Source organism: Rossellomorea sp. FS2 (assembly GCF_047915635.1).
Classification (GTDB): domain Bacteria; phylum Bacillota; class Bacilli; order Bacillales; family Bacillaceae_B; genus Rossellomorea; species Rossellomorea marisflavi_A.
Map to the genome: position 1 here is coordinate 262,316 of NZ_JBLRVS010000004.1, position 22,985 is coordinate 285,300.

Genomic DNA, 22,985 nt, shown 5'->3' on the forward strand with positions numbered 1-22,985 from the left:
AGAAAACGCTTTCAATTACCGATCTGTTTTTTTCAGAAAATTGATACTATAAGAATATGGGACGCTTACAAATAAGTAAAATATAGAATTTTTACTTATACTTATAAGTATTTTTTATAATCCAACAGAGATATCGACGTGCTGATTCAAAAAGTCCACAAAGTGCTTCACCGTCGCAAGCTGAAGGGATGATTCATTATACATGAGCCATGTATCCCTTTGGACAGGCGTCCCGTCTTCGTAGGTCAATCCATACGTATACAGGTTGTCGGAAGGTCGCAGGCAGATCTCAGGCAGGATGGCGACACCGAGGTCATGCTTGACCATTTCCTTGCACGTTCCCTGGCGATCCGTATCCATCGTCGTTGAGGGCGGTTCATTGAAGCGGTCATTCCACCAGCCCGTGATCAGGTTTTTCAAAGAGGAGTCGGTGTTGTATTGAATGAACGGGAGCTCCGGCAGACGTTCGATATCGACTTCGTTCTTCGATATGAGAAAAAGTCTTTCTTTGTGAAGGAGCTTCTTCTTCCCGTTCCATTGATAATCGCCCCGCATGATGCCAAGCTGGACGCTTGATGAATCGAGCAGCCCCTTGATGACCGTACTCCACCCCGTCTTCACGCTGAACTGGACGTTCGGATAGAGAGTGGAGAATTCTTTCAGGATCTTCGGAAGCTTGTACTGGGCAAAGTTGCTTGATACACCGAGTCGCAATGTGCCACGCACATCGTCTTGCATGTTGAGCATATAGTCCTTCGTCTTTTGAAGCTTCTCCTGCATTTCTTCAGCGTACTGGGCCAGATACAAGCCTTCACTTGTCCACTCGATCCCCCCTTTGATCTTATAGAACAGATTGATCCCAAACTCCTTCTCCAGGTTTTTGAGGCGGTATGTCAATGCCGGCTGGGAGATGTAAAGCCGCTCTGAAGCCCTGCTGATGTTCTTCTCTTCCAGCAGGACGCTGAGAGCGGTCCAATCCTTTTCATCCATGCAAATCACTCCTGATTATAAATATTTTTTTGATGTTTACGACTAAATTATCTATTTTACTTATAGCTATTCTTATCATACTATAGGGAGCAACAAAAGTGGATTCCTGAAAGGTGGTTTTTTCTATGAAAGTTCCAGTTGTGATCATGCGCGGAGGTACGAGTAAAGGAGTGTTCCTGAATAAAAAGGATATGCCCGGGGACCGTTCCCTTTGGGAGGAATTCCTCCTGGATATCATGGGGAGCCCCGATCAGCGTCAGATCGATGGTCTCGGAGGGGCGAATTCCCTGACCAGCAAGGCTGCCATCATCCAGGCTTCCTCCATTGAGGGGATCGATATCGAGTATACCTTCGCCCAGGTGAGCATCGGAAATCAGATGGTGGACTTCAGCGGAAACTGCGGTAACATCTCGTCAGCGGTGGGACCGTATGCCATTGAGCAGGGGCTGGTAAAGGTGAAGGAGCCACTCACTGCCGTCAGGATCCTTAATACGAATACTAATAAGGTCATCACGGCAGAGGTGGAAGTCGAAGACGGCAGGGTGAAAACTGAAGGGACTACGACCATTCCTGGTGTACCCGGATCCGGTTCGCCAATTTACCTTTCGTTCTCAAATGCTGAAGGGGCCGTGACGGGACGGGTCTACCCTACTGGAAATCCTGTTGATTCGATGACTACGGGAAGCGGGAGCACCATCCCTGTATCCATCGTCGATGCCGCCAACCCCCTTGTGTTCGTGCATGCAAGGGACGTCGGACTGGAGGGAACCGAGCTTCCCGAGGATTTCTCTGCTGAAAAGCTTGCGGAACTGGAAGATATCCGTTCCCGGGCAGCTGAACTATGCGGTTTTGCATCGAAAGAAGACGCGACCCGTCTGTCACCGGCCATCCCGAAGATGACCATCATCGCACCTCCGAAAGACTATGTGGATGTGGTCGGGACCACCCACCACGCTTCCGACATCGACTGCCTGATCCGCATGATGAGCATGCAGAAGCCCCATCAGGCACTCGCCATCACCGGAGCCATCTGTACGACGACCGCCGCCTTCCTGAATGATACGATTTTATCGGATATCCTCGAAGTGAAAGGGGATATTGTCAGACTTGGACATCCCGGGGGTATCATGCAGACCAAGGTGGACCTCATTGCCGGACATATCAGCGCCATCAAAGTCGTGAGGACCGCCCGGACGATCCTTGAGGGATCCGTCCATACGAAGAAAGAGTACACCTCGGCCGTCCAGTCGGCATGACGAGCAAAGAACCGGATCGCCTACTCTGGCCATCCGGTTCACTCTTTTCCCCACTTTTCTGCAAATCGGCGATCCGACTCGGTCCACTCCGCTTTCTCATCTGTCACCTGACCATTCCGATCATACAATCTATACGTGATGCGTTTACCAGCGAAACTCTCAAATTCTTCGCGTATTCCACCGTTTTCGTAGAACTCCAATTGTCTTCCATGAGAAGCACTCTTATGCATCGTCCGTATCGACTCGACGGCTCCGCTTGGGTAAAATTCCACGTAGCGCCCCTCCTTCACCCCTTCATCAACATAGAAATAGCTTTCCAGTTTCCCATTTGGATGCAGATCATAGGCGAGCCCGGTGAAGAGATGTTCTTTACCGTCGTGATCGATGTAGACGATCCCCTGCCCATAAGGCCCTCCATATTCGAGCTGGGTCTCAAATTCCACCCCATGCCTCAAAACATATTCCTTGGTGAGCAGTTCTTCCATGTTGTCCTCCTTATAGATCCTTTTTCATGTAAAAATGGGAATGGTCCCTTCCGACGTTTTCAAGGGTGCCGAACACATCATATCCATGCTTCTCGTAGAAGCCTCTCGCCTGAAAGCTAAGGGTGTCGAGTTTGATGAAATCGCAGCTTCGTACAGATGCAATCCGTTCAGCTTCTTGGAGGAGCCTGCTCCCGTGGCCTCCGCTCCTCAGACTTTCATCCACCATGAGGATCTTGATCTCCATCCAGTTCCAGCAGATCTCTCCCACAAGGCCTCCCCTGATTTCACCCGTTGCATCACTGAGCGTCAGTGTGATCTCCTCATATCGCCCCTTCAGATCTTCGGGGAAGTGCTTGAGGTTGAAGGAATAGAGCTTTTCTGAAATGCTTTTAGCTGCTTCGTCACCTTCCGTCCGTTGAATGGTGAGCCCATCTGAAAGGAATGCATCGATCTGCTCTTTATGGTGAAGATCATGCTCCATCAGTCCAAGGAAATAACGACCGATGGAGATGTCTTTTTCACCGATGGTCATGATGTAATCAGCGTTCAATTCCTTGATCTCTTCTATGATTCTAAGCTTTGTTTCGGTAAATTGCCGGAACAGCTCCGCTTTTGATGCCTTCTCCATCCGTGTGACTGCCTCATGATTGAATGCATCCACTTCCGGGGCAGGGGACATGCTTTCTGCTGACCCGATTTCCCTCAGCCGATGATCCAGGAGGAATTCATCCCACGCGATGAGGTGGGCAAGTGTTTCTCCTATGTTCCATTTCCCTGGTTTGAGTGGGGTTTGCCATAGGGTATCGTCAAGGTCCATCAGGGATGCTCCCCATTCGACCATTACATGTTGATGTTGGATGATGGTTTCCATTTCTCAACTCTCCTCCAGCCAGGCGTGGACTATTTTCTTCATGTCTTGATCAAGACCCGCGGCCGATCCTTCATCTTTCATGGCTTTCTTCGCCAACTTCTTAGGGAATATACTTTCAAGGGAAGATTGATGAGTGCTTCCGTCATCGGGTTCTTCGTACTTCACCACGGTGTAGTGATTTCCTTCTTCCTTTAATTGAATATGGGCAGGGAGAGAGGCTCCTGCTTGTATGTCGTCACCGGTTGCCAAGTCATACCCTTCGTATAGGGTGTAAAGATATACATCGATGGTACCGTCCCCTTCTTTCGTACCATAAATCTTATGTACTTCAAATTGTTCGTCCGTCTTTTCGAACTTAGGTTCATTATGTTCGACGATGGCGGTAGAGATCACGTTATCCATTTCCGGAGTGACCTCTTTATCCCCGTTCGCTATACCTTGGTTGCAGGCCGCAAGCAACGGGATCATGACGAGGGCCGGTAACCAGGTCAATTTGCTCATCTTTCATATGTCCTTTCCTCGAATGACCCGATGGACACTTCTGTTTCATATGGAATGGTCAGGCTTCCCTCTTGGCAGTGCTCCCGGAAAAGTGTTCCCAGTGCGTTTACAAATGACTGATACTCGGGGTGATCGGCCGAAGGCGTGTAGGACAGCGACAGACCATGATGAATCAATTCCTCTTCATCGAGGGTATGGGCATTATCCATCTGTACGAGTTTGATGTCTGATCCGAAAAATTCCCGTTTCGCTTTTAGATGATCACCGCTTGAATTCCCCGCCGTCTGCTTGATGGTGAAGTCCTGCAGCACATTGGAATACGCCTCAACGAACGGATCATCCCCCTTCATAGAATTCCAGATGAGGAGCACCCGGCCACCCGGTTTCAGGATACGCTGGAACTCCGTGCGGCAACGGTCTTTATCCAACCAATGAAATGCCTGGGCAACGGTGATGAAATCAACGCTTCCCGTCTCCAGAAGGGTTTCCTCTGCCGGTGCTTCCATGTAGGAAACACGTTGGTTGTCACGGCAGGTATGACGACATTCCGCCAGCATGTCGGCACTTGGTTCCACGGCCGTGATGAAGGCATTCAATTCTCCCAGCAGGCGTGTCAGTCGTCCTGTCCCGGCTCCGATGTCTGCAATCCGTGATTGGTCATCAGCTCCGAGGCTTCGCATAAGTTCAAGGATGCCTTTTGGGTAAGGCGGTCTTCCTTTTGTATAAGAAGAAGCCCTTCCAGTAAATTCTGTCTTCATCTTGATCTCCCCTTCCACATTTTGTATTACCATCCATTTTACGCTTTTTAAAGATGTTTACAATAAAAAAATCAAACCGCTCCCCGTTTTGGAGCGGCTTGATCCCTCTTATTTTATCAGCTTCAGTTCCAGACTGTGGGCCTTGTAGACCGTCTTTACTTTGGTCCCTTTTGGAAGCCCGGTCGTTTCGATATGATTGAACACTTTATGGCGGTCCAGTTTCCCGTAGGTCATGACGGTGACGGATTTGCCGGGGCGATGATCGCTTGGGAAGTGTACCTTGAGTGTGCCGCCTAGCTCCGCTTCCCCTTTGATGACGAGAACATCTTCGCGGCTGTCTGCATCCAACTCGAGTACGGATTTCTTCGATTGGCTGTAATCACCATTGATGACGAGTTTTCCTTCATGTTCTTTTTGAAGGGTCCCTCCATCCACGTCCACATCCCCTTGTCCGAGAGCCGTTTCCGATGCAGCAACAAGGATGCCTTTCTCCACTGTCGTGTCGCCGCCATATGAGTTATCCCCCGACAGTGTCAGTTCGCCTGTTCCTTTCTTCGTCAGGGATCCTTTCCCTGAAATATCATTTGCCCATGTATCTTCTGCATGGAATCCACCTTTGGAGGCGTCCATCTTCACCTTGACATCTGTTTCAAACGATCCGAATCCATCTGCAGCAGCATAGAGGTTCAACCGTCCCCATCCTTCCAGGTCATCAAGAAGCGGGTAGCCGGATGAGAGTCCCGTTGTGGAAAGTACGCGGCGGCGATCCTCGTCGCTCAGGTATGGAAGACGGGTTTCGAGGAGCACCTCAGCTCCCTTCGGCACGACCATGGGCTTCTTGGTGGAACCGGTCGGTTTGAAGCCATAGGTGAGCCTCTCTAGGTAGGCGTGTCTATTGGCCTCCTTATCGGCAAATCGGTCCGGTGCATTCCCAGACTGCGTCAGTAGCTTGGTGTGAGCTTCCTCATAGGCTCCTTCCTTCAACGCTTCATTATCGGGATCTGCGAGGATGGAAGCAGCAAGCGCCGTGGCCATCGTGCGGCCGCCCATCACATCGAGGGGTGAATGAACCCCGGCAACGAGGCGGTTATCCCCGAGCTCCGACGCGCGCGTCAGCATTTCCTGATACCGTTCGGGAACCGCATAGGCAATGGCGAGTGCCGTCAGATAGGCGGCGTTCGTATGGCCGCTCGGGAACCCTCCGTCATTGGTCGGGTCCTCCTTCAGCGTCGGACGCAGTTCCGGGACGACGATGGATGGATCGGCCCATCGGAAAGGACGCTTGTACGAGTAATAATCTTTGGCCGAGCTGGTTGATGAGTACTCGCCCCTGAGGGTTTCCACAAGTCCGGCCATCTGTCCGAGCTCAGAGTCAGTGGTGCCCGCGCCTGTCCCTTCATCGGTGTATTTCTTCGTCAGTGCATCCTGTGGGATCCCCGTGATGGTGGTGGTGGCGTTGGCATCCCTCCGGTAGATATCCGTGAGGGACCCGAGTCCATCAAGGGCACTGTAACTCTGGCTCACGCGGTCATCCAGATAGGCGGCATCCGCTTGAGCCTTTGAGCGGGAGGACGTCTTGTCCAACACGGTTTGAATATTATGTTCATGGACCGATTGATCCAGTACGACACCTGAATCCCAGGTTTCCCCCGGTTGCCAGATTCTGTTGTACTGTGAGAGGACGCTGATGGTCGGATTGCTCGCGGTCTTATTGCCCGACACATTATTCTTATATGTATCGATGAAGTAGCCTGACGGCGGTTCCGGTACCGGATCCACCCCTTGTTTCGCCCCTGCCTGGACGCCTCCAAGAGCGCTTTGTGAAATCACAAGTGATAGTACGACGGCCGAAATCGGCTTTATTGCCTTCATTTTCTCCCATCCCTTCTGTCCGCATTGAGCCGTGGGTGACACCACTCTTTGCGCTAATCTCCGATTAGGGTAAGCGCTTTCTCTTTTACCTAAAAAAAATCGACTTCCCTCTCGGATTCAAACTGATTATAAAGTAAGTAGACTGAAAATTCAATCTCACTAATATAAAACAGGTCCTACTTCCCATGATGGGGGTTGAGACCTGTTTATATCAGCATTTATGGAAAAGGAGATGAAAGTCCATATCTTTAAATCATCCTCATGGCTCATTTCTATCGCCTTCTCTCCTTTTCAAAGAATACCAGAGTCAGAATATCATTGATTGTGAGGGTTCGGACCTTCTCATACCCTGATTTTTCATAAAACCTGATGGCGGGCAGATTCTTCTCTGCTGTCGCCACTTTGTAGAGAGAATGGGGATGAGACCGTTCCAATTCCTGCAGAAGCCTCCCGGCAATGCCTTTGCGGAAGTGCGCTGGCTCTACGATGAGACGGTGGATGTCCACCTCGTTTTTTTCTTTTTTATAGGCAATCGCTCCGCATAGAACACCTTCTTCAAACCAGCCAAGAAATGTTTCTCCGCATTGTTGCAAGTCTTCGGTGGTTTCCTTCAATGGCGGGATATCGTCCGTTCCAATCAGCCCTGCCTCTACCTTGTAAGAACGGAGCTGCATGGATAAGACGGTTTGTGCCTGGAGCGGATCGTTTATATCCATCGTTGCAATCATGATGAACCCTCCTTCTCCTTGCATCATATCACTGATCACACGGCTGGAGAATATTTTTCCATATCCCAACGATAAAAAAGAAGCACAAGGGAGACCCTTATGCTTCTTTTACTTCTTTGGTGAACGTGAAGAATGCGATGGCCCCCAGGAGGGCGGTGGTGAATAGGATGGCTCCCATGGGAACCGGTGAAGCTTCGTTGATCCCGACAAGGGGAGAAACGATGGCACCGACAACGAGGGGCAGCATCCCGAGGAGGGCACTTGCACTGCCTGCCCTGTGGCCCTGTTTTTCCATGGCCAGGGTGAAGGTACTCGTCAAGATCATCCCGATCGAGATCATATACAGGAAGATCGGGATGACGATGGTGGCCAGCGGTCCTTGGATGAAGGTCGCGACCAGCAGGATGGCAGTTGCGCTTACAGAGACGATGACGGCCGTCTTCAATAGATTCCGTTCCCCGACATACTCACTGAAGCGCCCGATGATGAAGCTCCCTGAGATGATGGCCAGTCCATTGATTCCGAACAGGATGCTGAACGTCTGCTCCGACACTCCATAGATCCCCTGATAGACAAATGGGGTTCCGGATACATAGGCGAAGCTTCCTCCGTGGATAAGTCCGATCGTCAGGACGTATCCGATGAAGGAGCGGTCCACCATGAGGCTTCCCATCGTGCGGACGGATGACCCGAGCGTACTCGGGATCCGCCTCTCGGGCGGAAGGGTTTCCTTCAGCTTCAGGAAGATCATGAGGACGATGACGAATCCGATCAGACAAAGGGCATAGAAGATCGTATGCCAGCTGGCGAATGGCAACAAGAGGATCGCACCACCCGTGATGGGCGCGATCATCGGTGCCGTTGCATTGATGACCATGAGGAGCGCGAAGAATTTGGTCAGCTCACGCCCCGTGAAGACATCCCGCACGACGGCACGTGATAGCACGATTCCGGCAGAAGCCGTGAAGCCCTGAAGGAATCTCGCCCCGATGAGGACGGTGATGTTCGGTGCAAGGGCACAGAACAGGGAAGCGAGAGCAAAGAGGAAGATGGAAATGAGAAGCGGTTTCCTCCTCCCCTGCGCATCACTGATGGGACCGACGATGACCTGTCCGATGGCAAGACCGATGAGGCAGGCCGTCAGACTGAGCTGGACCATCGAGGCACTTGCTCCGAGGTCTTTGGCGATCCCTGGAAAACTGGGTAGATACATATCGATATTAAGAGGCCCCAGTATACCGAGCATACTGAGAAGGAACGCAAGGGCGATCCGCTCTTTTCCTTGTGGTTGTTGATTCATGGCCTGAACACCTTTCTACTGCGTTGAAATTCTTGTTGATTTTAGCAGAGCCCCCTCCCATTTACAATACATTTGTTTCAATTTCCGGAAGAGAACGTTTTCAATGCAAAAGAAGGATCTATAGCTACACATACAAGAAAAAACAGCCCCCATTGGGAGCTGCCCTTCTTACCACCAGACCCCGTTGGAATATGGAAGTCTCGGCTGGTTTTCCGCCGCCTCGGCATCGGCTTTGGTTTTGTGCACCGTTCCCCTTGCATGGTGCGGAGGGGCATAGATGGAGTAGAGCTTGATCGGGGTGTTCCCCGTGTTGATCACGTTATGCCACGTTCCTGCAGGCACCATGATCGCAGATGCATCCTTGACGGGCTGCTGGTAATAGAGATTCTCCGGACGGTCCCCCATCTGTACGATCCCCTGCCCTCCTTCAAGACGCAGGAATTGATCAGTGTCCGGATGGATCTCAAGGCCGATATCCTCTCCCGGCTTGATGCTCATGAGGGTGACCTGCAGATGATTCCCCGTCCACAGGGCCGTGCGGAACGTATTGTTCTCGAGTGTCGCTTCCTCGATATTGACGGAGAATGGACTCGGACCATAATCCTTGAGGACGACACGCTGACTCCGGCCTGCCCCGATGGCGCAAAGGCGCTTCGCGTGCTCCCATCCGCCCTGATTGGCATTCAGCAGCACTCCATATACTTGGGAATGTTGACCTGAACCTCCCACTCTCGAAAATTCTTCGTATCTGTTCAGTTCCCGATCATAAGCGATCTGAAGGCCTTCATCGTACGAACTGAAGGGAATGGATTCGACATGGTACACCGGTGCCGTCCCCGTCATGGACATATACCAGTTCGTCAGCTGCCAGCACATCCGCTGTTCATTCTCCATCAGTTCAAGGAGGGTATCCTGGGAGTCCCGGTCATGGGTTTCATTCACCAATCGACTGTACAGATCCACGGAAGAAGCCTTATGGCTGATTCCCGCTGCTAAATCCGCTATTTCATCGTACTGCACGGTTTCCCTCATCACTCCGGTCTCGACGGCCGGCTCCACATAGCAGTATGACTGATTAAAAGGCATGCATCTCAACATCACTCAATCCCTTCACATGAATATCCACGATATCATATGCTTCCAGGGCGGATGTGTGTATGCCTATTGCTGCACGAGCGGGAAACGCACGGTGACCGTCGTCCCTTCTCCTGGTTCGCTTTCAAAATGAATATGACCGTCGTAGCGCTCGACGATGTTGTAGCAGATCATGAGACCGAGTCCGGTCCCCTTGCTCTTCAATGAATAAAACGGCGTCCCGAGATGATCCACCTGCTCCTTCGTCATCCCCCTGCCGCGGTCGGTCATCGTGATGAACACATCCCGACCGATCCTTGCCGCCTTCACCGACACCGATTCCCCGGAATCAGACGCTTCGATGGCATTTTTCAACAGGTTGACGAAAAGCTGCTTCACTTCCATCGGGTTGGCCGCGATCAGGCACTGTTCATCCACCTCAAGCTCGATGCTGTTGTCATGAAGGATCCCGTACATGGATAGAAGCTCTGTCACATCCCTCAGGATCTGTTCCATGTCGACACGATCCACTTCGTCCGTCTGCTCCGGTTTCGAAATGGACAGGAACTGCGAAATCACATGCTCCGCCGTATCCAGTTCATTCAACATGAGGCTGAAGTTTTGCTTATAGTCCTTCGGCAGATTCTCATCCTGTGAGTAATACTGCAGAAACCCCTTCACCACGGTCAGTGGGTTCCGGATCTCATGGGCGACGGCTGCTGCGAGCTGCCCCGTCGTTTTCATCCGCTCTGCCTGCTGCACCTCTTCATAATACATCCGCTGTTTCTTGATGCGGCCATTCGTCAGGTAGAAGATGAAATAAAGGATGATCTGACTGGCTACGAAATTGACCAGATTGCCGGGAATATCCGAGTAGAAGAAGGAATAGGTCCTTCCTTTATCCACCCAGCCGATGTACATCGCCATGCATGCCACAAAGAATATGTTCAACGAAAGCGAAGAGTAGAAAAGCTTCTTATCGAAGAACAGGATGGAGAGTGCCGGGACGAAACAAAGAAGGACAAACGCCGACCACGTACCCGGGTACATATAAAACAGCGCATAAAAATAAAGCGATACCGTCAGCACCGTGATGGACCGGAGCCATCTCCGTTCATGCGTCGGATACAGGAGAAGGCAGACAGAGATGATCACCACCATGATCCCGTGCACTGCCACACCGGACCCTGCAGGATTATCGACGATCACCCCGATGATCATGAGGATGATGGCGACAACCGCCACGGTATAGTAATTCCTTTTATGAAATCGTTCGCGAAATTCTCTCATAACGTACTCCTAAATGAAAAATAAGAAAAGATACCTGCAGACGAGGTATCTTCTTCCGATTTTAACATTGTACCATTATATGGATTGATTTTGTTCGATTTTTTCTCAGGAAGTTTTTCCATGGCTGGCAGCTCCTGCTTCCCGGCTGACACCTGAGGATCAGGATCTTGGCCATATTAAAACCGGCCCGGATATTCCGGACCGGTACTCTGTTACATACCTCCGACGGTCGCACCGCCGATTTCCGCTTCGCGGCCGAACAGTCTGGCGTAAACGCCATCCCGATGGAGAAGAAGGTCGCCGTGCGTCCCTTCTTCCACGATCCGCCCGTTCTCGAGGACGACGATCTTATCGGCAGCAAGCACGGTGGAAAGCCGGTGGGAGACGATGATGATCGTCTGGTTTTTCCCTGCGCGGAGCACGGCTTCATTGATCTTCGTTTCCGTGATTGGATCAAGAGCCGAGCTCGCTTCATCAAGGACCATGATCGGTGCATCCTTCAAGATGGCGCGGGCAAGGGATAGGCGCTGCTTCTGACCGCCCGACAGGAGACTTCCCCTTTCCCCGACGAGGGTGTCGAGGCCGTCGGGAAGCGTGGTGATCAGATCTCCGAGACCGCTCGCTTCAAGGGCTTGCATGAGCTCTTCATCTGTGGCATCCCGCTTACCGATCCGCAGGTTTTCAGCAAGGGACCCACTCCGCATCATCACGTCCTGGGTGACGATGGCCATCTGGGACCTGAGCCAGTCCGTGTCCCATTCCGTCACGTCTCGTCCGTCCACCCTGATGCTGCCTTTCCCTGCATCATAAAACTTGAAGAGAAGGTCGACGATGGTAGATTTCCCCGATCCACTCGAACCGACAAGGGCACATGTCTCGCCCGGTCTGATCGTGAAGGAGACGCCTTTGAGCACATCTTCTTCCTTACCAGGATAGGTGAATGTCACATCTTCAAGCTGGATATCCCCCATAGCACGCTTACCCCGGATCCCTTTGCTGGATTCTGCATGGGATGCTTCTTCAGCAAGGAGGATCTCCGAACGGTCAAGGGCCGGACCCGTCCGTCTCACTGACAACCAGTTCCGCAGGAGGCGCTGCATTTCATTCGCCGCGATGGTGACAAGGCCGCCCGCTGTCAGCATCTGACCGCTCGTCAATCCCTTATCCCAGATCAACAATGTGGAAATCAGGTAAACCAGGGCCAGAGCGAATCCATTGTAGCTTGATACGACCACGACGGACTGCATGCGGGCCTTCAGCTCTTTGATGGAGTGCTTGACGAATGTATCCCTGATGGCGACGACGCTCTCCACTTCACTGTCGGATACGCCCGAGACCCGTGAAAGGTGGATCCCCGTCACCGACTCGCGCAGCCGTTCAAGGTAGCGCGACGCTTCTTTCCGTGCATCGGCTGATGCCGCACGGGTCCTTGCCCCGACCAGATTGGACGTCCAGTAGAAGAGGACGCCGAATACAACGCTCGCAATCATGAGGTACGGATGGATAAAGAACAGGACAATGCTGTAGATGAATACACCTTGTGCACTTGCCATGAACGTGGAGCCTTCCCACGCGAGGAAGTTATGCAGGGTGTCCGGATCATCCGACACCCTCGCAAGCATTTCTCCGGTGGAATTATGATGATAGAACGAATACGGCAGGACCTGTAGATGCCTGAACAGCCGCAGCTTCTGCCAGTTCGTCACGGTCTTCGCGGTCTGATGGCAGAAGTATTCATCGATGACCATCATGACGAGGTCGAGGACTGCCGAAAGGATCAACAGCCACATCAGACCCCATAGCCATTTGGAGTTCTCCCCCGGCAGGATCGTATCCACGAGCCAGCTCAAGGCCAATGTCGGGATCAGGGCGGAGAACACCTGAGAGATGGCGATGACCACGGAATCCGCGATCACCCATTTTTTATAGGGACGGAGGAAGGACAGGACCCTCCTGCCGTCACGGCTTTTCTTTGGTGAAACCGTACCGGCGCTCATCCGATCAGCTCCCTTTCCAGTTCGCTGTACTGAGCTTTGTACAGTTCATAGTATTTACCCCTCTGCATGAGGAGTTCTTCATGTGTTCCTTTTTCCGCGATGACCCCTTGATCGAGGAGGATGATGACATCCGCCTTCCGTACCGTGACGAGGCGGTGGGCGATCGTAATGGTCGTCCGTCCAGGGATCAGTTCTTCAAGGGAAGCCTGGACCCGTTCTTCGGTCTCGCCGTCCAATGAAGACGTGGCTTCATCAAAGATCAGGACGGGTGGCTGCCTCAGGATGGCACGGGCCATGGCGACGCGCTGGCGCTGCCCGCCTGAGAGCTTCAATCCACGCTCCCCGACGATGGTGTCGTACTGCTCATCGAGGGACTCGATCAATTCCTTGAGCCCTGCGGCATCCACCGCCTGCTCGAGTTCTTCCTGTGTGGCATCGGGCTTTCCATAAAGCAGGTTTTGACGCAGGGTGCTGTTCAAGAGGAATGTTTCCTGTGATACGACCCCGACCTGCTGGCGGAAGCTGTTCCGATTGTACTCATATAAATTCTTGCCGTCGATTTCGACAGAGCCCTGATCCGGCTCATACAGACCGAGGAGGAGCTGGACAAGGGTACTCTTCCCTCCCCCGCTCGTACCGACGATCCCGATGTGGCTTCCTGGATTCAAGGAGACCGATACGCCTTTCAGCACCTGCTTGTCACTGCCAGGATACGAGAACCATAGATTCGTAAGATCGATTTTCCCAACGACGTCCCCGAAGGCAGGAAGGTTCTCATCATGTTCTTCCGGCAGATCGAAATATTCATAGATCCGCTGAAGGGCCGGGATTGCCTGCTGGATCGTCAGGGCATGCTCCGCCATGGAACGCACGGGCTGGAACATGATGGGGATGAACGTCAGGCAGGCGACCAGGGTCCCGACCGTGATGCTTCCCTTCCAGATGGCAAGGCCACCGACCAGCATGACGACACCCGGTGCCGCGATATTGAACAGATTTCCGAGACGCCAGTTCACCTTTCCGATCAGGGCCGCACGGATGGAGAACGTCTTCCAATCGGAGAGCTTCTTCTCCTGCGCCCCCGTTTCCTGATCCTGCGTCTGATATGTCCGGACGAGCCGGACGCTTTCGATGCTTTCCTGCAGGTGATTATACATGTCAGCGCTCATATCGCGCTGAATGGCACTCATCTTCCTCATCTTCGTTCCAAGAGTGAAGGACGGGATGATGTAGATGGCGAACACACAGAACATGACGATCGCCGCCGGCCAGAAGAGCACGAAGACGGCCGAGAATGCCGCCACCGCTCCGACCACCTGCTGGAGGATCCGCGGAACAACCGTGTTATTCAAGTTCTGGATCGACTCGACATCATGGGTGAGCCTGAAGAGCATATCGCCCCTAGGTGTTCTCGAGAAGAATGACATCGGTGCGCGGTGAAGCTTCCGGAAGGCCCGGATCTGCATATCGGTGATCACGTCGAGGCCGATCTTCACCTGGACGAACTCCTGCATCGTCTCGAATAGGGATTTCCCCAGGTAGGCACCGAGGACCCCGCCCGCCACCCACAGAAGGAGGGTAAGATCGCCGCCCACGATCACGTCGTCCACGAGCTTCTTCACAAGGACGGGCGGTGCGATGGTAAAAAGACCACCGATAATAGAAAAGATAAGAGCAACTAAAAGCATGCGCCAATAAGGCTTAAAATGATTCACTGTCGTGCGTACTAGATTCATGGTGCTTCCTCCTCACAAAATACTATTTTATTACAATCGATGGGAATATTCACTATAAACTGAATCTTTTTATGATTAAAAATCATTCGAAGCGTTTTCATGAGGAGAGGGGCTGTGGAGGAGGAAAGTGAGAAAGGCAGGACCATGTCCTGCCGATGATCAGTAGGAGGAACGGGCATCCACAGGTTTTTTCTGCTTCCTTCGTCCTGCCGTCATGTAGATCGTGGCCAAAAGGACGAGAAGGAACGTGGATCCGTACATGGCTAGTGCCCATTCTTCCCTGCCTTCCGACCCCATGAATAATCCATGGGCCCAGATCAACAGCCAGGACGGAAATGCAAGGTAATGGGCTTTCTTCCACGCTGCACGTCCGATCGTTTTCATGAAGTCGGAGGTCAGGATGACGATGAGCAGCAAATACAACCCGATCGTCCCGAATCCGCTCAGAACCGGCTCATAGGAGGAGGCAAACGGGACAAGGAGCCCGACCAGGCTATACGGTTCATACGAATCGAACAGCAGGAGGAATCCGTGTAGTCCACCGAGAAGGAGGGCGATCTGTCCGATTTGCTGATGGAATTGAAGCAGGAAGAATTTCTTCTTCGGTACCCCCCTCAGGATCCCGCCGAGCACCGACAGGGTCAGGAGAAGATAGGAAGTGAGTCCGAGGACCCTGATGCCGAACCAGATCCAATTCATCCCGCCACCTCCATTGCGCTGTAAAGGCCTTTATTTCCTCCGGCTGCGACGCGGTCATCGTTCAGATAGACAAAGTAGGCCGCATCCGGGAATTTGGCTGCCTCCTGTTTCGCCTCTTCATAAGGAAGGATGCAGAAAAGCTTGGCGACCACCTCCGCCTCCATGGCAGAAGATGCGATCACGGTCGATTGCACGACGTCACTCGTGGCTACTTCGCCGGTCCGACCGTTCAGTATGTGGTGATAATCCTCTCCCTCATGACTCCATCGTCGATGATGATTCCCTGACGTTGCCATCGCCAGGTCTTCAATCACAAGCTTGATCATGTCTTTTCCCGGAAGCATCGGGTGAGCGATGCCGACTCGCTGGCGACCGATGGCCACGAGATCGCCTCCCGCATTGACCAAGGCTTCCGTGACGCCCTCACGAGTGAGCATCTCCCGGGCACGGTCGACGATATATCCTTTCCCGAATCCGCCAAAGTCAAAGTGAAAGTCTTCGAGCTTCATGATCCATTCCTTCGAAAGCCATTCCATCGGCTCATAAGTGAAGCCTCTTGTTGGTTCTCCGGACACTTCAGGTGCGTACGACTCATGGAACGATGCTGTGTATCCGATCGCCTTCATTGATCGTCCCATGAATGGATTCACCATGTATCTGACCTTTCTTGTAAGGATGAGGGATTTCTCGAGAAGGTCCGCTATCGTTGCATCGAGAAATACTGGAACGTCTGCTGGTAGTTGGTTGAGCTCATCTACAGGATTCCCGGGGATGAAACGGCTGGCCCTCTCTTCGAATCCCTTGAACATGGCCTTCAGCTTTCTTTCCTGCTCAAAGGAGAGGCCGTGTGACATGATGGTTGCGTTCATGGCTGTAAATGTATGAGTCATCGCTTCGACACCCCCGAGCTGCCATGATCCTGACTGAATCCTTCGGACGGAGCCTGGAAGAATGCATCACCCTCATCCTCATCATGGTCAAAGTTGAACTCTCCCCCATCTTCCCTTTCATGGATCATCGACTGATCCCCGCTTCTTCCACCGTCATCAAATGACCCTTCCGCCGATGCACCGTTCACCTCTTGTGTGTGATCCGCGACAAGACCGCCGAACGTCAAAAGCGACAGGGTCACCGTTGATATCACTGTCCATTTCACCTTTTTCGTCATCCTTCATTCTCCTTTATCATTGATTAAGGATACTGTACGACGGAATGGTGAAAATTGAGTGAAAAGGCGGTTCAGATTATTGAAGTCATCAAGACGCCGACGGGATCGGTCGCCGTGAGCGTTTCACGCTGCCGAACCTCCACCGATTTAAGGGAAGATTCCTGTCCACGTGAAAGCTGGAGCTCCCAATCGGCGGTACGAATCAGGCAGGTTTCCCCCTTGTCCTCTGCTTCCGCTCCAAGAAGCTCTGCCAACGCCGAAAGCCTGCCTGGCCGGTCGATGTTCAGCTTAAGCCTTGCGAGTGAAGGGTATGCTTCCGACCGTACGGCTTCTTTTCTCCGCTGAAGCTCCACCCTGAATCTCCACGGGGTGGAAATGAAGGTCCTTCGTTCCCCTTCGTCGACCCTCCATCCGAGGAGAGCCGCATTTATAAGCACTTCGTTATGCTCCCGGTCATCCACCAAGAAACCAATATGATCGAACCGGTCGCGCTTTCCCTGACCGAATGTGATGTTCACCTGCCCCTGCACCATTTCGATGATGCGGAATTGGACCTCTTCTTGCCTGAAATCTTCCCATTCGAGGGGCGGGTTGAATTCCCTCATCGTCCCGTTGGCCCTTCCGATGCGCTGCCGCGTTTCAAACCCGATCCCTCGGTACCACGCTTCCATTTCTTCTACTTTATCCGTCCACCAGTGATAATGAAAACATTTCATCTTTTTCATCTCCTCTACTACTATCAGCATATCGTTCTCTCACGCGACCTGCTTCGGCAAAGGGGTGGAAGAACTTCTACGACTTTAGGAGGAAAAAACAAAAAGCCCCTCATCAATAGGAGCTTTCAGTAGAAAAATGACATTGGACGTTCCGGCGGAAGTGGGATCACCACGCGGAATTCCGAACCTCCACCACTTTCACTTTGGACGGAAATCACACCTTCATGTCCTTCGACAATCCATTTGGCAATGGACAACCCGAGGCCGTGACCGCCTTCTTTCCGTGTCCTTGCTTTATCCACCCGATAAAACCGGTCAAAGATGCGCAGCTGATCTTCTTTCCCAATGCCGATTCCCGTATCTTGTACAGAGAGGATGAATGTCCTGCCAGAAGCGTTTTGGTCGATCCTGCAGGCGAGAATTACGCGGCCGCCTTCAGGGGTATATTTGATGCTGTTGTCCAAAAGGATATACAAGAGCTGTATCAGCTTGTCGCGATCCCCATGGATAGGGAGTTCTCTTGACGATTCAAGACTGAGCGTGATCGACTTGTCCCTGGCCATGCGGTCGAAGGTCTGAAGGATCTTCTCTGCATCGGGTGTGAAGTCGAACTCTTCCTTTTTCAAGACCAGTCTGGCTTTTCCTTCATCATCTGAGCGTGCGAGGGTGAGCAGGTCGCCGATGAGGCGGTTCATCCTTTTCACCTCGGCTTTCAGTCCTTTCACCATTTTCCTTGTGAACGGATCAGATTCTTCGTCCCCCATCTCGAGTGCTTCCACAGAGGACAGGATGACGCTCAAGGGCGTCCGGAGTTCGTGGGATGCATCCGCTACAAATTCCTGCTGTCGCCGGTAGGACTGCTGGATCGGAACGAGGGCACGCTTCGACATGAGATGACTGAGCCAGACACCCAAGGTGATGAAGAGGACGGCAAGGGCCCCAAAGACGAACAAGATCCATTTGAATAGACGGTAAAAGGAGGATATATCGAGGCCGATATACATCCTTCCCACCACCTCCCCCTGAGACGTGATGGGCTGGGACAGCATAAGGACCCTGAGGTCGAAATCCTCATATCCTTCATTCTCCGTCACATCGATGGAGTCTTGACGGATCTGGCGTTCATCCGGTTTCCAGTCAGACAGTTTATCGAGGAAGGTATCCCTGAGATTCGGATAGATTTCATTCGTTTGCAGGGGCTCCCCGTCACTGTCCAGGATATAATAGAACACCTGGTTTTCGCTGAGGATGGAAAGTCGCTCCTCCCCCCTTGGATCTCCACGCCTATGGGCACCCGCTTCCTGCAGTTCCTTGGTCTCATGTTCCGCCAGGCCCTTGAGTTCCCGCTCCTGATCATAAAGCACGGTCTTATAAACGATGAACAAGGCCAACAGGATGAACACCACAAGAAAGCCGGTGATGATGACGCTATTGAACAGGGTGAGCTGCATGCGGGTTCTCGTGAACAGATCACCTGACTGCCTTCGGGAAAAAATCGATTTACGTTTCAATCCTGTACCCCACTCCCCGGACGGTTTCAATCAAGCCTTCCCCGATCTTCTTCCTTAATAGTTTGACGGTGGCATCCACGGTCTTGTGTGAAACGTCGGAATCAATTCCCCATATCCGGTCGAGGAGAAGGTCCCGCGAGAGCGCCTGATTCTGATTGCGGACCAGCATGTCGAGGAGCTGGAATTCACGGGGGGTAAGATAGATTTCCTCCCCGTCCCTCATAAGGCAGTGGCTTGTCCGGTTCAATGTGAATCCCCTGATCCCGATGGTGTCTGATTGAAGTGGGGCCAGATTCCTTCTGGCAAGGGCTTTGAGCCTGGCATGAAGTTCTGCAATCTCAAAGGGTTTCACGAGATAATCGTCTGCGCCCGCTTCAAATCCTTCTACACAATCCTCCACGCCGTCACGGGCCGTGAGCATGAGGATCGCTCCTCCGTAACCACCTGACCTGAGGCGACGGCAGATCTCGACTCCGTCCCCGCCAGGCATCATCCAGTCCATGATGATCACATCATAATAGGACGCGAGGGCATAATCATGGGCCTCTTCCCCGCTCAACACCCAATCAATGCGCTCCACCCCTTTTTTCTGCAATAAATGGACGATCAGCTCACCGAGTGTTTCATCGTCTTCTGCCAGTAAAATATGCATACCCGCCACCCCTTCGACCTTTTTAGTCCAATGTAGCAAACATAAATGAAAATTTGATGAAAATGACTGGATCCCTTCCTGCTATAATCAAAGCATGCAGTGAATAAAAAGGAGGCACCCCAATGGAGAAAGGCATATTCATCAGCATACACCCCCAGTACTGCACCCTGATATCAGAAGGCACGAAGGTGCATGAATTCCGGAGCGTGAAGCCGAAGCGGCAGACGGATTTCCTGTGGATCTATGAATCGGCCCCATCATCTGCCCTCACCTACATAGCCAGGACCGCTACACCCGTTGAATTCCCGGATCAAGTGGAGGTTCGAGGTGATGGCGATGCGCGGTTCAACGAAGGCGGTACCAAGTACCGGTTCGCCTTCCCCATCTTGGAGCTCTGGCGTCTGGAAAAACCGATCCCTTTCACCTACCTGAAGGAGCACTTCGGATTCCACGCTCCCCAAAGCTATGCCTATCTCGATCGCTACCCGGCCCTAGTCGATCTGGTACGCAGGGAATCAACCCTCGTGAAAATACGGTGAGGCATCAGCGTCGCCATTCGTATAGAAGGTCAGGCAGCTGCTCTTCATTCTCATGTCCCCGGCCGATGATGCGGAAGCCGTGCTTTTCGTAAAATCGCCTGGCCCCCTCATTCACTTCGAAGGTATAAAGGGTCAGGATGCCGGATGACGCTTCCTTGGCATGTGTCAAAAGTGCCGTCCCGACGCCCTTCCCGTGATGGTCCTTATGGATATAAAGCTGGCTGATCTCAGTCCTGTTGTAAGCAATGATCCCGATCACCGATTCGTTTAAGAGGGCGATGTCCACTTCATGGTCTGCGGGCAGGATTTCATCAAGAAAATAAAGATGTTCTTCGAATGAATGGATGTCCTTTTGGCCGATGGCTGCTTCCTTGCTTTCCCTCCACATCCTGACGGTTTCCGGACCGAATCCAGATTGATAAGGGATGATCTTCATGACTGTTCCCCTTCTTCCTTTTTCCATCATTATACTACGTGGATAGAGTTCCGCGCTTCCGGCTTTCTCCACATTCTGCTACTATTAGGATAAGGAGTGATGAACGTGTTTTCTTTTCATGATAAAGAATTCGAACAGGCCTACGACCAAGAAGTGAATGAAATCAACGCTCAGCTCGATAAGGAAATCGTCTTCGCCATGATCGGGGATGTGAACGCCGGCAAATCGTCGACGATCAACATGCTCATGGGCGATGAAGTCGCCAAGGTCGGCGCACAGCCCGGGGAGACTTCCCTCATCGAGAAGTACGCCTATACCGATAAGATCATTTTTGCCGATACACCCGGACTTGATGACATCAATCAGAAAAATTCCGCCGAAACGATGAAGTTCTATAAAGAAGCCGATGTGATCCTCTTCTTCCTGAATGCGGCCGGAACCGTGTTCTCTGAAGGAGAGCGGAAGACATTCGAAGAGGTCCGCAAGATCAACCGGAACATCATCTTCGTGTTGAACAAGATCGACGCGGCAGAAGATATTCCAGGATTGGTGAAGTACATCCAGGATCATACGAATTACCGCTACAAAGTGACGCCGATCTCTTCCAAGACAGGCGAGAATATGGAGATGCTCCGCGGTGCGATCCTCGATATCCTCCAGGAGAAAAAAAAAGATATCCTTTTCGCTAAACACCTGAAGGAAAAATCATCGACGGCGAATAAATGGATCATCGCAGCAGCAGGATCCTCCACGGCCATCGGTGCTTCTCCGATCCCGGGCTCCGACATGGTGCCCCTCACCGCCATACAGGTCGGCATGATGGTCAAGCTCGCCACCCTTTACGATAAGCCCCTGACAAAGGACCGGGCAAAGGAGCTCACCATTGCCACCCTCACCGGCAACGTCGGAAAGACCCTGTTCCGCCAGGTCGTCAAACTCGTCCCGGGAGCAGGAATGGCCGCAGGCGCCAGCATCGCAGGCGGCATGACCCTCGCCCTCGGGTACGCCATCAAATACGCATACGAGAACGATATTGACCTGGATCCCAAAAGTTTAGGCAAATTGTATGAGATGTTTTCGAAGAAGAAAGACGTGTAACGAAAAAGAAGCAGCACGGGCCATGGCCCGTGCTGCTTTTGCGTTTGTGTTGTATGTACGCATGAGAACCGTCCCCATGCGTCATTTTGGCACTCAATATAATGTTTGCAGCGATTCTTTGCTGAATGCGCGGATTTCGTCGGTGCGTCCTTCTTTGATTTTCTTGACCCATTCGGGGTCCTGGAGGACGGCGCGCCCGATGGCGATAAGGTCGAATTCGTCGTCTCCGAGGCGTTCGGTGAGCTCAGAGATATCGGTGGCTTCCGCTTCTGAGAAGCTGGTGAATTCACCGTTCAGGCCGACGGATCCTACGGAGATGACGGGTTTTCCGGTGAGCTTCTTCGTCCAGCCCGCGAGATTCAAAGGAGAGCCGTCAAATTCAGGTTCCCAGAAACGGCGCGTCGAGCAGTGGAATATGTCCACTCCCGCTTCGACAAGAGGGGTAAGAAATTGCTCAAGCTCCTCCGGTGTCCTGGCGAGCTTCGCAACATAGTCGGTCATCTTCCACTGTGAAAAACGGAAGATGATCGGGAAGTCCGGTCCGACTTCACGCCTGCATGCCTCAATGACTTCGACGGCAAATTGCGTGCGTCCTACAAGATCGCCGCCATAGCGGTCGGTCCGCTTATTCGTTTTCTCCCAAAAGAATTGATCGATGAGGTATCCGTGGGCACCGTGTAACTCGATGCCGTCGAATCCGATCCGTTTTGCATCGGCTGCCGCCTGGGCATAGGCTGCGACGAGCTGTTCCACTTCTTCCGTCGTCGGCGGCTCAGTCACCTGTTCCCCGGTAAGTGTCAAGCCTGACGGTCCAACGGGCAGTGCCTCAGCGTTCGGTAGCTCGCCCTTCTTGCGGGTCATCCCCACATGCCAAAGCTGGGGAACGATCTTTCCTCCCGCTTCGTGGACGGCCTCCACGACTGCTCGCCATCCTTCCAGGGCCGTTTCCCCGTGGAATAACGGGATGCTGTCACCGGATACGGATGCCGGATGGTTGATGCCGGTACCTTCCGTGACGATCAGGCCTACTTCATTTTCTGCGCGTCTGCGGTAATAATCGACGACGGGTTGCCCCGGTACGCCCCCTGGTGAAAACCCGCGCGTCATCGGTGCCATCACCGTACGATTCGGCAGGGATAGGGCTCCATATTGGAAAGGTTGAAATAACGGATTCACAGATTGACTCATGAAAGAATTCCTCCTTTTGATATCTATTCACCATTATTTCAAATCAATTTGGAGAAAGAAAGCAATCTGTTTCCCCGCTAGCCCATCCACATGAGTAAGACAAAATCCGCCAAACTGAAA

The 22,985-nt window shown here is 52.3% G+C and carries 23 protein-coding genes and 1 pseudogene; 3 read left to right on the top strand and 21 right to left on the bottom strand.

The window, feature by feature from the left end:
• Positions 1-114: 114 nt before the first annotated feature.
• Positions 115-990 (bottom strand): LysR family transcriptional regulator, encoded by an 876-nt coding sequence (locus tag ACNA6I_RS12015; protein ID WP_048005177.1) that lies wholly within the window; start codon positions 988-990, stop codon positions 115-117.
• Between the two features lie 125 nt (positions 991-1,115).
• Here ACNA6I_RS12015 and ACNA6I_RS12020 point away from each other — a divergent pair, with 125 nt between their 5' ends.
• A complete protein-coding gene (locus ACNA6I_RS12020; RefSeq protein ID WP_048013596.1) occupies positions 1,116-2,246 on the top strand; it encodes a 2-methylaconitate cis-trans isomerase PrpF family protein in 1,131 nt (376 codons plus the stop codon).
• Positions 2,247-2,284: 38 nt separating this feature from the next.
• Here ACNA6I_RS12020 and ACNA6I_RS12025 read toward each other — a convergent pair whose 3' ends face one another.
• The 18 genes and pseudogenes from ACNA6I_RS12025 to ACNA6I_RS12110 form a co-directional block, all read right to left on the bottom strand.
• Positions 2,285-2,731, bottom strand: a complete 447-nt coding sequence (locus ACNA6I_RS12025) for a toxin-antitoxin system YwqK family antitoxin (protein ID WP_048005179.1) — start codon at positions 2,729-2,731, stop codon at positions 2,285-2,287.
• A 10-nt stretch (positions 2,732-2,741) separates the two neighbouring features.
• Positions 2,742-3,212 (bottom strand): GNAT family N-acetyltransferase, encoded by a 471-nt coding sequence (locus ACNA6I_RS12030; RefSeq protein ID WP_148796085.1) that lies wholly within the window; start codon positions 3,210-3,212, stop codon positions 2,742-2,744.
• Positions 3,192-3,602, bottom strand: a pseudogene (locus ACNA6I_RS12035) (DinB family protein); the annotation flags it as partial. The pseudogene ACNA6I_RS12035 and the gene ACNA6I_RS12030, both read right to left, overlap by 21 nt.
• Positions 3,603-3,605: 3 nt before the next feature.
• Positions 3,606-4,103 carry a hypothetical protein gene (locus tag ACNA6I_RS12040; protein ID WP_416313372.1) on the bottom strand — a complete coding sequence of 166 codons (498 nt, stop codon included), beginning with the start codon at positions 4,101-4,103 and terminating at the stop codon, positions 3,606-3,608.
• On the bottom strand, positions 4,100-4,861 hold the full coding sequence (locus ACNA6I_RS12045) for a class I SAM-dependent methyltransferase (protein WP_416313373.1): 762 nt from the start codon (positions 4,859-4,861) through the stop codon (positions 4,100-4,102). The genes ACNA6I_RS12040 and ACNA6I_RS12045 overlap by 4 nt, the downstream gene beginning before the upstream one ends.
• A 108-nt stretch (positions 4,862-4,969) precedes the next feature.
• Positions 4,970-6,733: an acid phosphatase gene (locus ACNA6I_RS12050; RefSeq protein ID WP_048013599.1), complete on the bottom strand. Its 1,764-nt coding sequence runs from the start codon at positions 6,731-6,733 to the stop codon at positions 4,970-4,972.
• A gap of 272 nt (positions 6,734-7,005) precedes the next feature.
• Entirely contained in the window at positions 7,006-7,461 is a 456-nt protein-coding gene (locus ACNA6I_RS12055; protein ID WP_416313374.1) for a GNAT family N-acetyltransferase, read from the bottom strand.
• A gap of 97 nt (positions 7,462-7,558) precedes the next feature.
• Positions 7,559-8,761, bottom strand: coding sequence for a Bcr/CflA family efflux MFS transporter (locus tag ACNA6I_RS12060; RefSeq protein WP_416313375.1), 1,203 nt, complete (start codon positions 8,759-8,761; stop codon positions 7,559-7,561).
• A 168-nt stretch (positions 8,762-8,929) separates the two neighbouring features.
• Positions 8,930-9,847 (bottom strand): cupin domain-containing protein, encoded by a 918-nt coding sequence (locus ACNA6I_RS12065; protein WP_048015168.1) that lies wholly within the window; start codon positions 9,845-9,847, stop codon positions 8,930-8,932.
• A gap of 75 nt (positions 9,848-9,922) precedes the next feature.
• A complete protein-coding gene (locus ACNA6I_RS12070; protein ID WP_048005185.1) occupies positions 9,923-11,125 on the bottom strand; it encodes a sensor histidine kinase in 1,203 nt (400 codons plus the stop codon).
• A gap of 212 nt (positions 11,126-11,337) precedes the next feature.
• Positions 11,338-13,122, bottom strand: a complete 1,785-nt coding sequence (locus ACNA6I_RS12075; RefSeq protein ID WP_416313376.1) for an ABC transporter ATP-binding protein — start codon at positions 13,120-13,122, stop codon at positions 11,338-11,340.
• A complete protein-coding gene (locus tag ACNA6I_RS12080) occupies positions 13,119-14,858 on the bottom strand; it encodes an ABC transporter ATP-binding protein (RefSeq protein WP_048005187.1) in 1,740 nt (579 codons plus the stop codon). Before ACNA6I_RS12080 ends, ACNA6I_RS12075 begins: the two co-directional genes overlap by 4 nt.
• A gap of 159 nt (positions 14,859-15,017) precedes the next feature.
• Positions 15,018-15,557 (bottom strand): ferric reductase-like transmembrane domain-containing protein, encoded by a 540-nt coding sequence (locus tag ACNA6I_RS12085; RefSeq protein WP_048005188.1) that lies wholly within the window; start codon positions 15,555-15,557, stop codon positions 15,018-15,020.
• On the bottom strand, positions 15,554-16,447 hold the full coding sequence (locus ACNA6I_RS12090) for an FAD:protein FMN transferase (RefSeq protein ID WP_053072435.1): 894 nt from the start codon (positions 16,445-16,447) through the stop codon (positions 15,554-15,556). Before ACNA6I_RS12090 ends, ACNA6I_RS12085 begins: the two co-directional genes overlap by 4 nt.
• The gene (locus ACNA6I_RS12095; RefSeq protein WP_048005189.1) at positions 16,444-16,725 is read right to left on the bottom strand and encodes a hypothetical protein; all 282 of its coding nucleotides are present in this window, start codon (positions 16,723-16,725) and stop codon (positions 16,444-16,446) included. The genes ACNA6I_RS12090 and ACNA6I_RS12095 overlap by 4 nt, the downstream gene beginning before the upstream one ends.
• A gap of 71 nt (positions 16,726-16,796) precedes the next feature.
• Positions 16,797-17,441, bottom strand: coding sequence for a hypothetical protein (locus ACNA6I_RS12100; protein WP_416313377.1), 645 nt, complete (start codon positions 17,439-17,441; stop codon positions 16,797-16,799).
• 125 nt (positions 17,442-17,566) lie between these two features.
• Positions 17,567-18,952, bottom strand: coding sequence for a sensor histidine kinase (locus ACNA6I_RS12105; protein ID WP_048005190.1), 1,386 nt, complete (start codon positions 18,950-18,952; stop codon positions 17,567-17,569).
• The gene (locus tag ACNA6I_RS12110; RefSeq protein ID WP_048005191.1) at positions 18,942-19,604 is read right to left on the bottom strand and encodes a response regulator transcription factor; all 663 of its coding nucleotides are present in this window, start codon (positions 19,602-19,604) and stop codon (positions 18,942-18,944) included. The genes ACNA6I_RS12105 and ACNA6I_RS12110 overlap by 11 nt, the downstream gene beginning before the upstream one ends.
• 122 nt (positions 19,605-19,726) lie before the next feature.
• Here ACNA6I_RS12110 and ACNA6I_RS12115 point away from each other — a divergent pair, with 122 nt between their 5' ends.
• Positions 19,727-20,143, top strand: a complete 417-nt coding sequence (locus ACNA6I_RS12115; RefSeq protein WP_048005192.1) for a hypothetical protein — start codon at positions 19,727-19,729, stop codon at positions 20,141-20,143.
• Positions 20,144-20,147: 4 nt separating this feature from the next.
• On the opposite strand, the gene ACNA6I_RS12120 is transcribed toward ACNA6I_RS12115, so the two are convergent.
• A complete protein-coding gene (locus tag ACNA6I_RS12120; RefSeq protein ID WP_414130285.1) occupies positions 20,148-20,609 on the bottom strand; it encodes an N-acetyltransferase family protein in 462 nt (153 codons plus the stop codon).
• A gap of 69 nt (positions 20,610-20,678) precedes the next feature.
• Here ACNA6I_RS12120 and ACNA6I_RS12125 point away from each other — a divergent pair, with 69 nt between their 5' ends.
• Positions 20,679-21,677 carry a GTPase gene (locus ACNA6I_RS12125; RefSeq protein WP_048005193.1) on the top strand — a complete coding sequence of 333 codons (999 nt, stop codon included), beginning with the start codon at positions 20,679-20,681 and terminating at the stop codon, positions 21,675-21,677.
• Positions 21,678-21,770: 93 nt separating this feature from the next.
• Here the strand turns inward: ACNA6I_RS12125 and ACNA6I_RS12130 are convergent, their stop codons facing one another.
• On the bottom strand, positions 21,771-22,865 hold the full coding sequence (locus ACNA6I_RS12130) for an NADH:flavin oxidoreductase (protein ID WP_063190784.1): 1,095 nt from the start codon (positions 22,863-22,865) through the stop codon (positions 21,771-21,773).
• Between the last annotated feature and the right edge of the window lie 120 nt (positions 22,866-22,985).

Coding starts and splice junctions, on each gene's coding strand:
- ACNA6I_RS12015 (WP_048005177.1), bottom strand. CDS start 990: ATGGATGAAAAGGATTGGACCGCTCTCAGCGTCCTGCTGGAAGAGAAG.
- ACNA6I_RS12020 (WP_048013596.1), top strand. CDS start 1,116: ATGAAAGTTCCAGTTGTGATCATGCGCGGAGGTACGAGTAAAGGAGTG.
- ACNA6I_RS12025 (WP_048005179.1), bottom strand. CDS start 2,731: ATGGAAGAACTGCTCACCAAGGAATATGTTTTGAGGCATGGGGTGGAA.
- ACNA6I_RS12030 (WP_148796085.1), bottom strand. CDS start 3,212: ATGGAGCATGATCTTCACCATAAAGAGCAGATCGATGCATTCCTTTCA.
- ACNA6I_RS12040 (WP_416313372.1), bottom strand. CDS start 4,103: ATGAGCAAATTGACCTGGTTACCGGCCCTCGTCATGATCCCGTTGCTT.
- ACNA6I_RS12045 (WP_416313373.1), bottom strand. CDS start 4,861: ATGAAGACAGAATTTACTGGAAGGGCTTCTTCTTATACAAAAGGAAGA.
- ACNA6I_RS12050 (WP_048013599.1), bottom strand. CDS start 6,733: ATGAAGGCAATAAAGCCGATTTCGGCCGTCGTACTATCACTTGTGATT.
- ACNA6I_RS12055 (WP_416313374.1), bottom strand. CDS start 7,461: ATGATTGCAACGATGGATATAAACGATCCGCTCCAGGCACAAACCGTC.
- ACNA6I_RS12060 (WP_416313375.1), bottom strand. CDS start 8,761: ATGAATCAACAACCACAAGGAAAAGAGCGGATCGCCCTTGCGTTCCTT.
- ACNA6I_RS12065 (WP_048015168.1), bottom strand. CDS start 9,847: ATGCCTTTTAATCAGTCATACTGCTATGTGGAGCCGGCCGTCGAGACC.
- ACNA6I_RS12070 (WP_048005185.1), bottom strand. CDS start 11,125: ATGAGAGAATTTCGCGAACGATTTCATAAAAGGAATTACTATACCGTG.
- ACNA6I_RS12075 (WP_416313376.1), bottom strand. CDS start 13,122: ATGAGCGCCGGTACGGTTTCACCAAAGAAAAGCCGTGACGGCAGGAGG.
- ACNA6I_RS12080 (WP_048005187.1), bottom strand. CDS start 14,858: ATGAATCTAGTACGCACGACAGTGAATCATTTTAAGCCTTATTGGCGC.
- ACNA6I_RS12085 (WP_048005188.1), bottom strand. CDS start 15,557: ATGAATTGGATCTGGTTCGGCATCAGGGTCCTCGGACTCACTTCCTAT.
- ACNA6I_RS12090 (WP_053072435.1), bottom strand. CDS start 16,447: ATGACTCATACATTTACAGCCATGAACGCAACCATCATGTCACACGGC.
- ACNA6I_RS12095 (WP_048005189.1), bottom strand. CDS start 16,725: ATGACGAAAAAGGTGAAATGGACAGTGATATCAACGGTGACCCTGTCG.
- ACNA6I_RS12100 (WP_416313377.1), bottom strand. CDS start 17,441: ATGAAATGTTTTCATTATCACTGGTGGACGGATAAAGTAGAAGAAATG.
- ACNA6I_RS12110 (WP_048005191.1), bottom strand. CDS start 19,604: ATGCATATTTTACTGGCAGAAGACGATGAAACACTCGGTGAGCTGATC.
- ACNA6I_RS12115 (WP_048005192.1), top strand. CDS start 19,727: ATGGAGAAAGGCATATTCATCAGCATACACCCCCAGTACTGCACCCTG.
- ACNA6I_RS12120 (WP_414130285.1), bottom strand. CDS start 20,609: ATGATGGAAAAAGGAAGAAGGGGAACAGTCATGAAGATCATCCCTTAT.
- ACNA6I_RS12125 (WP_048005193.1), top strand. CDS start 20,679: ATGAACGTGTTTTCTTTTCATGATAAAGAATTCGAACAGGCCTACGAC.
- ACNA6I_RS12130 (WP_063190784.1), bottom strand. CDS start 22,865: ATGAGTCAATCTGTGAATCCGTTATTTCAACCTTTCCAATATGGAGCC.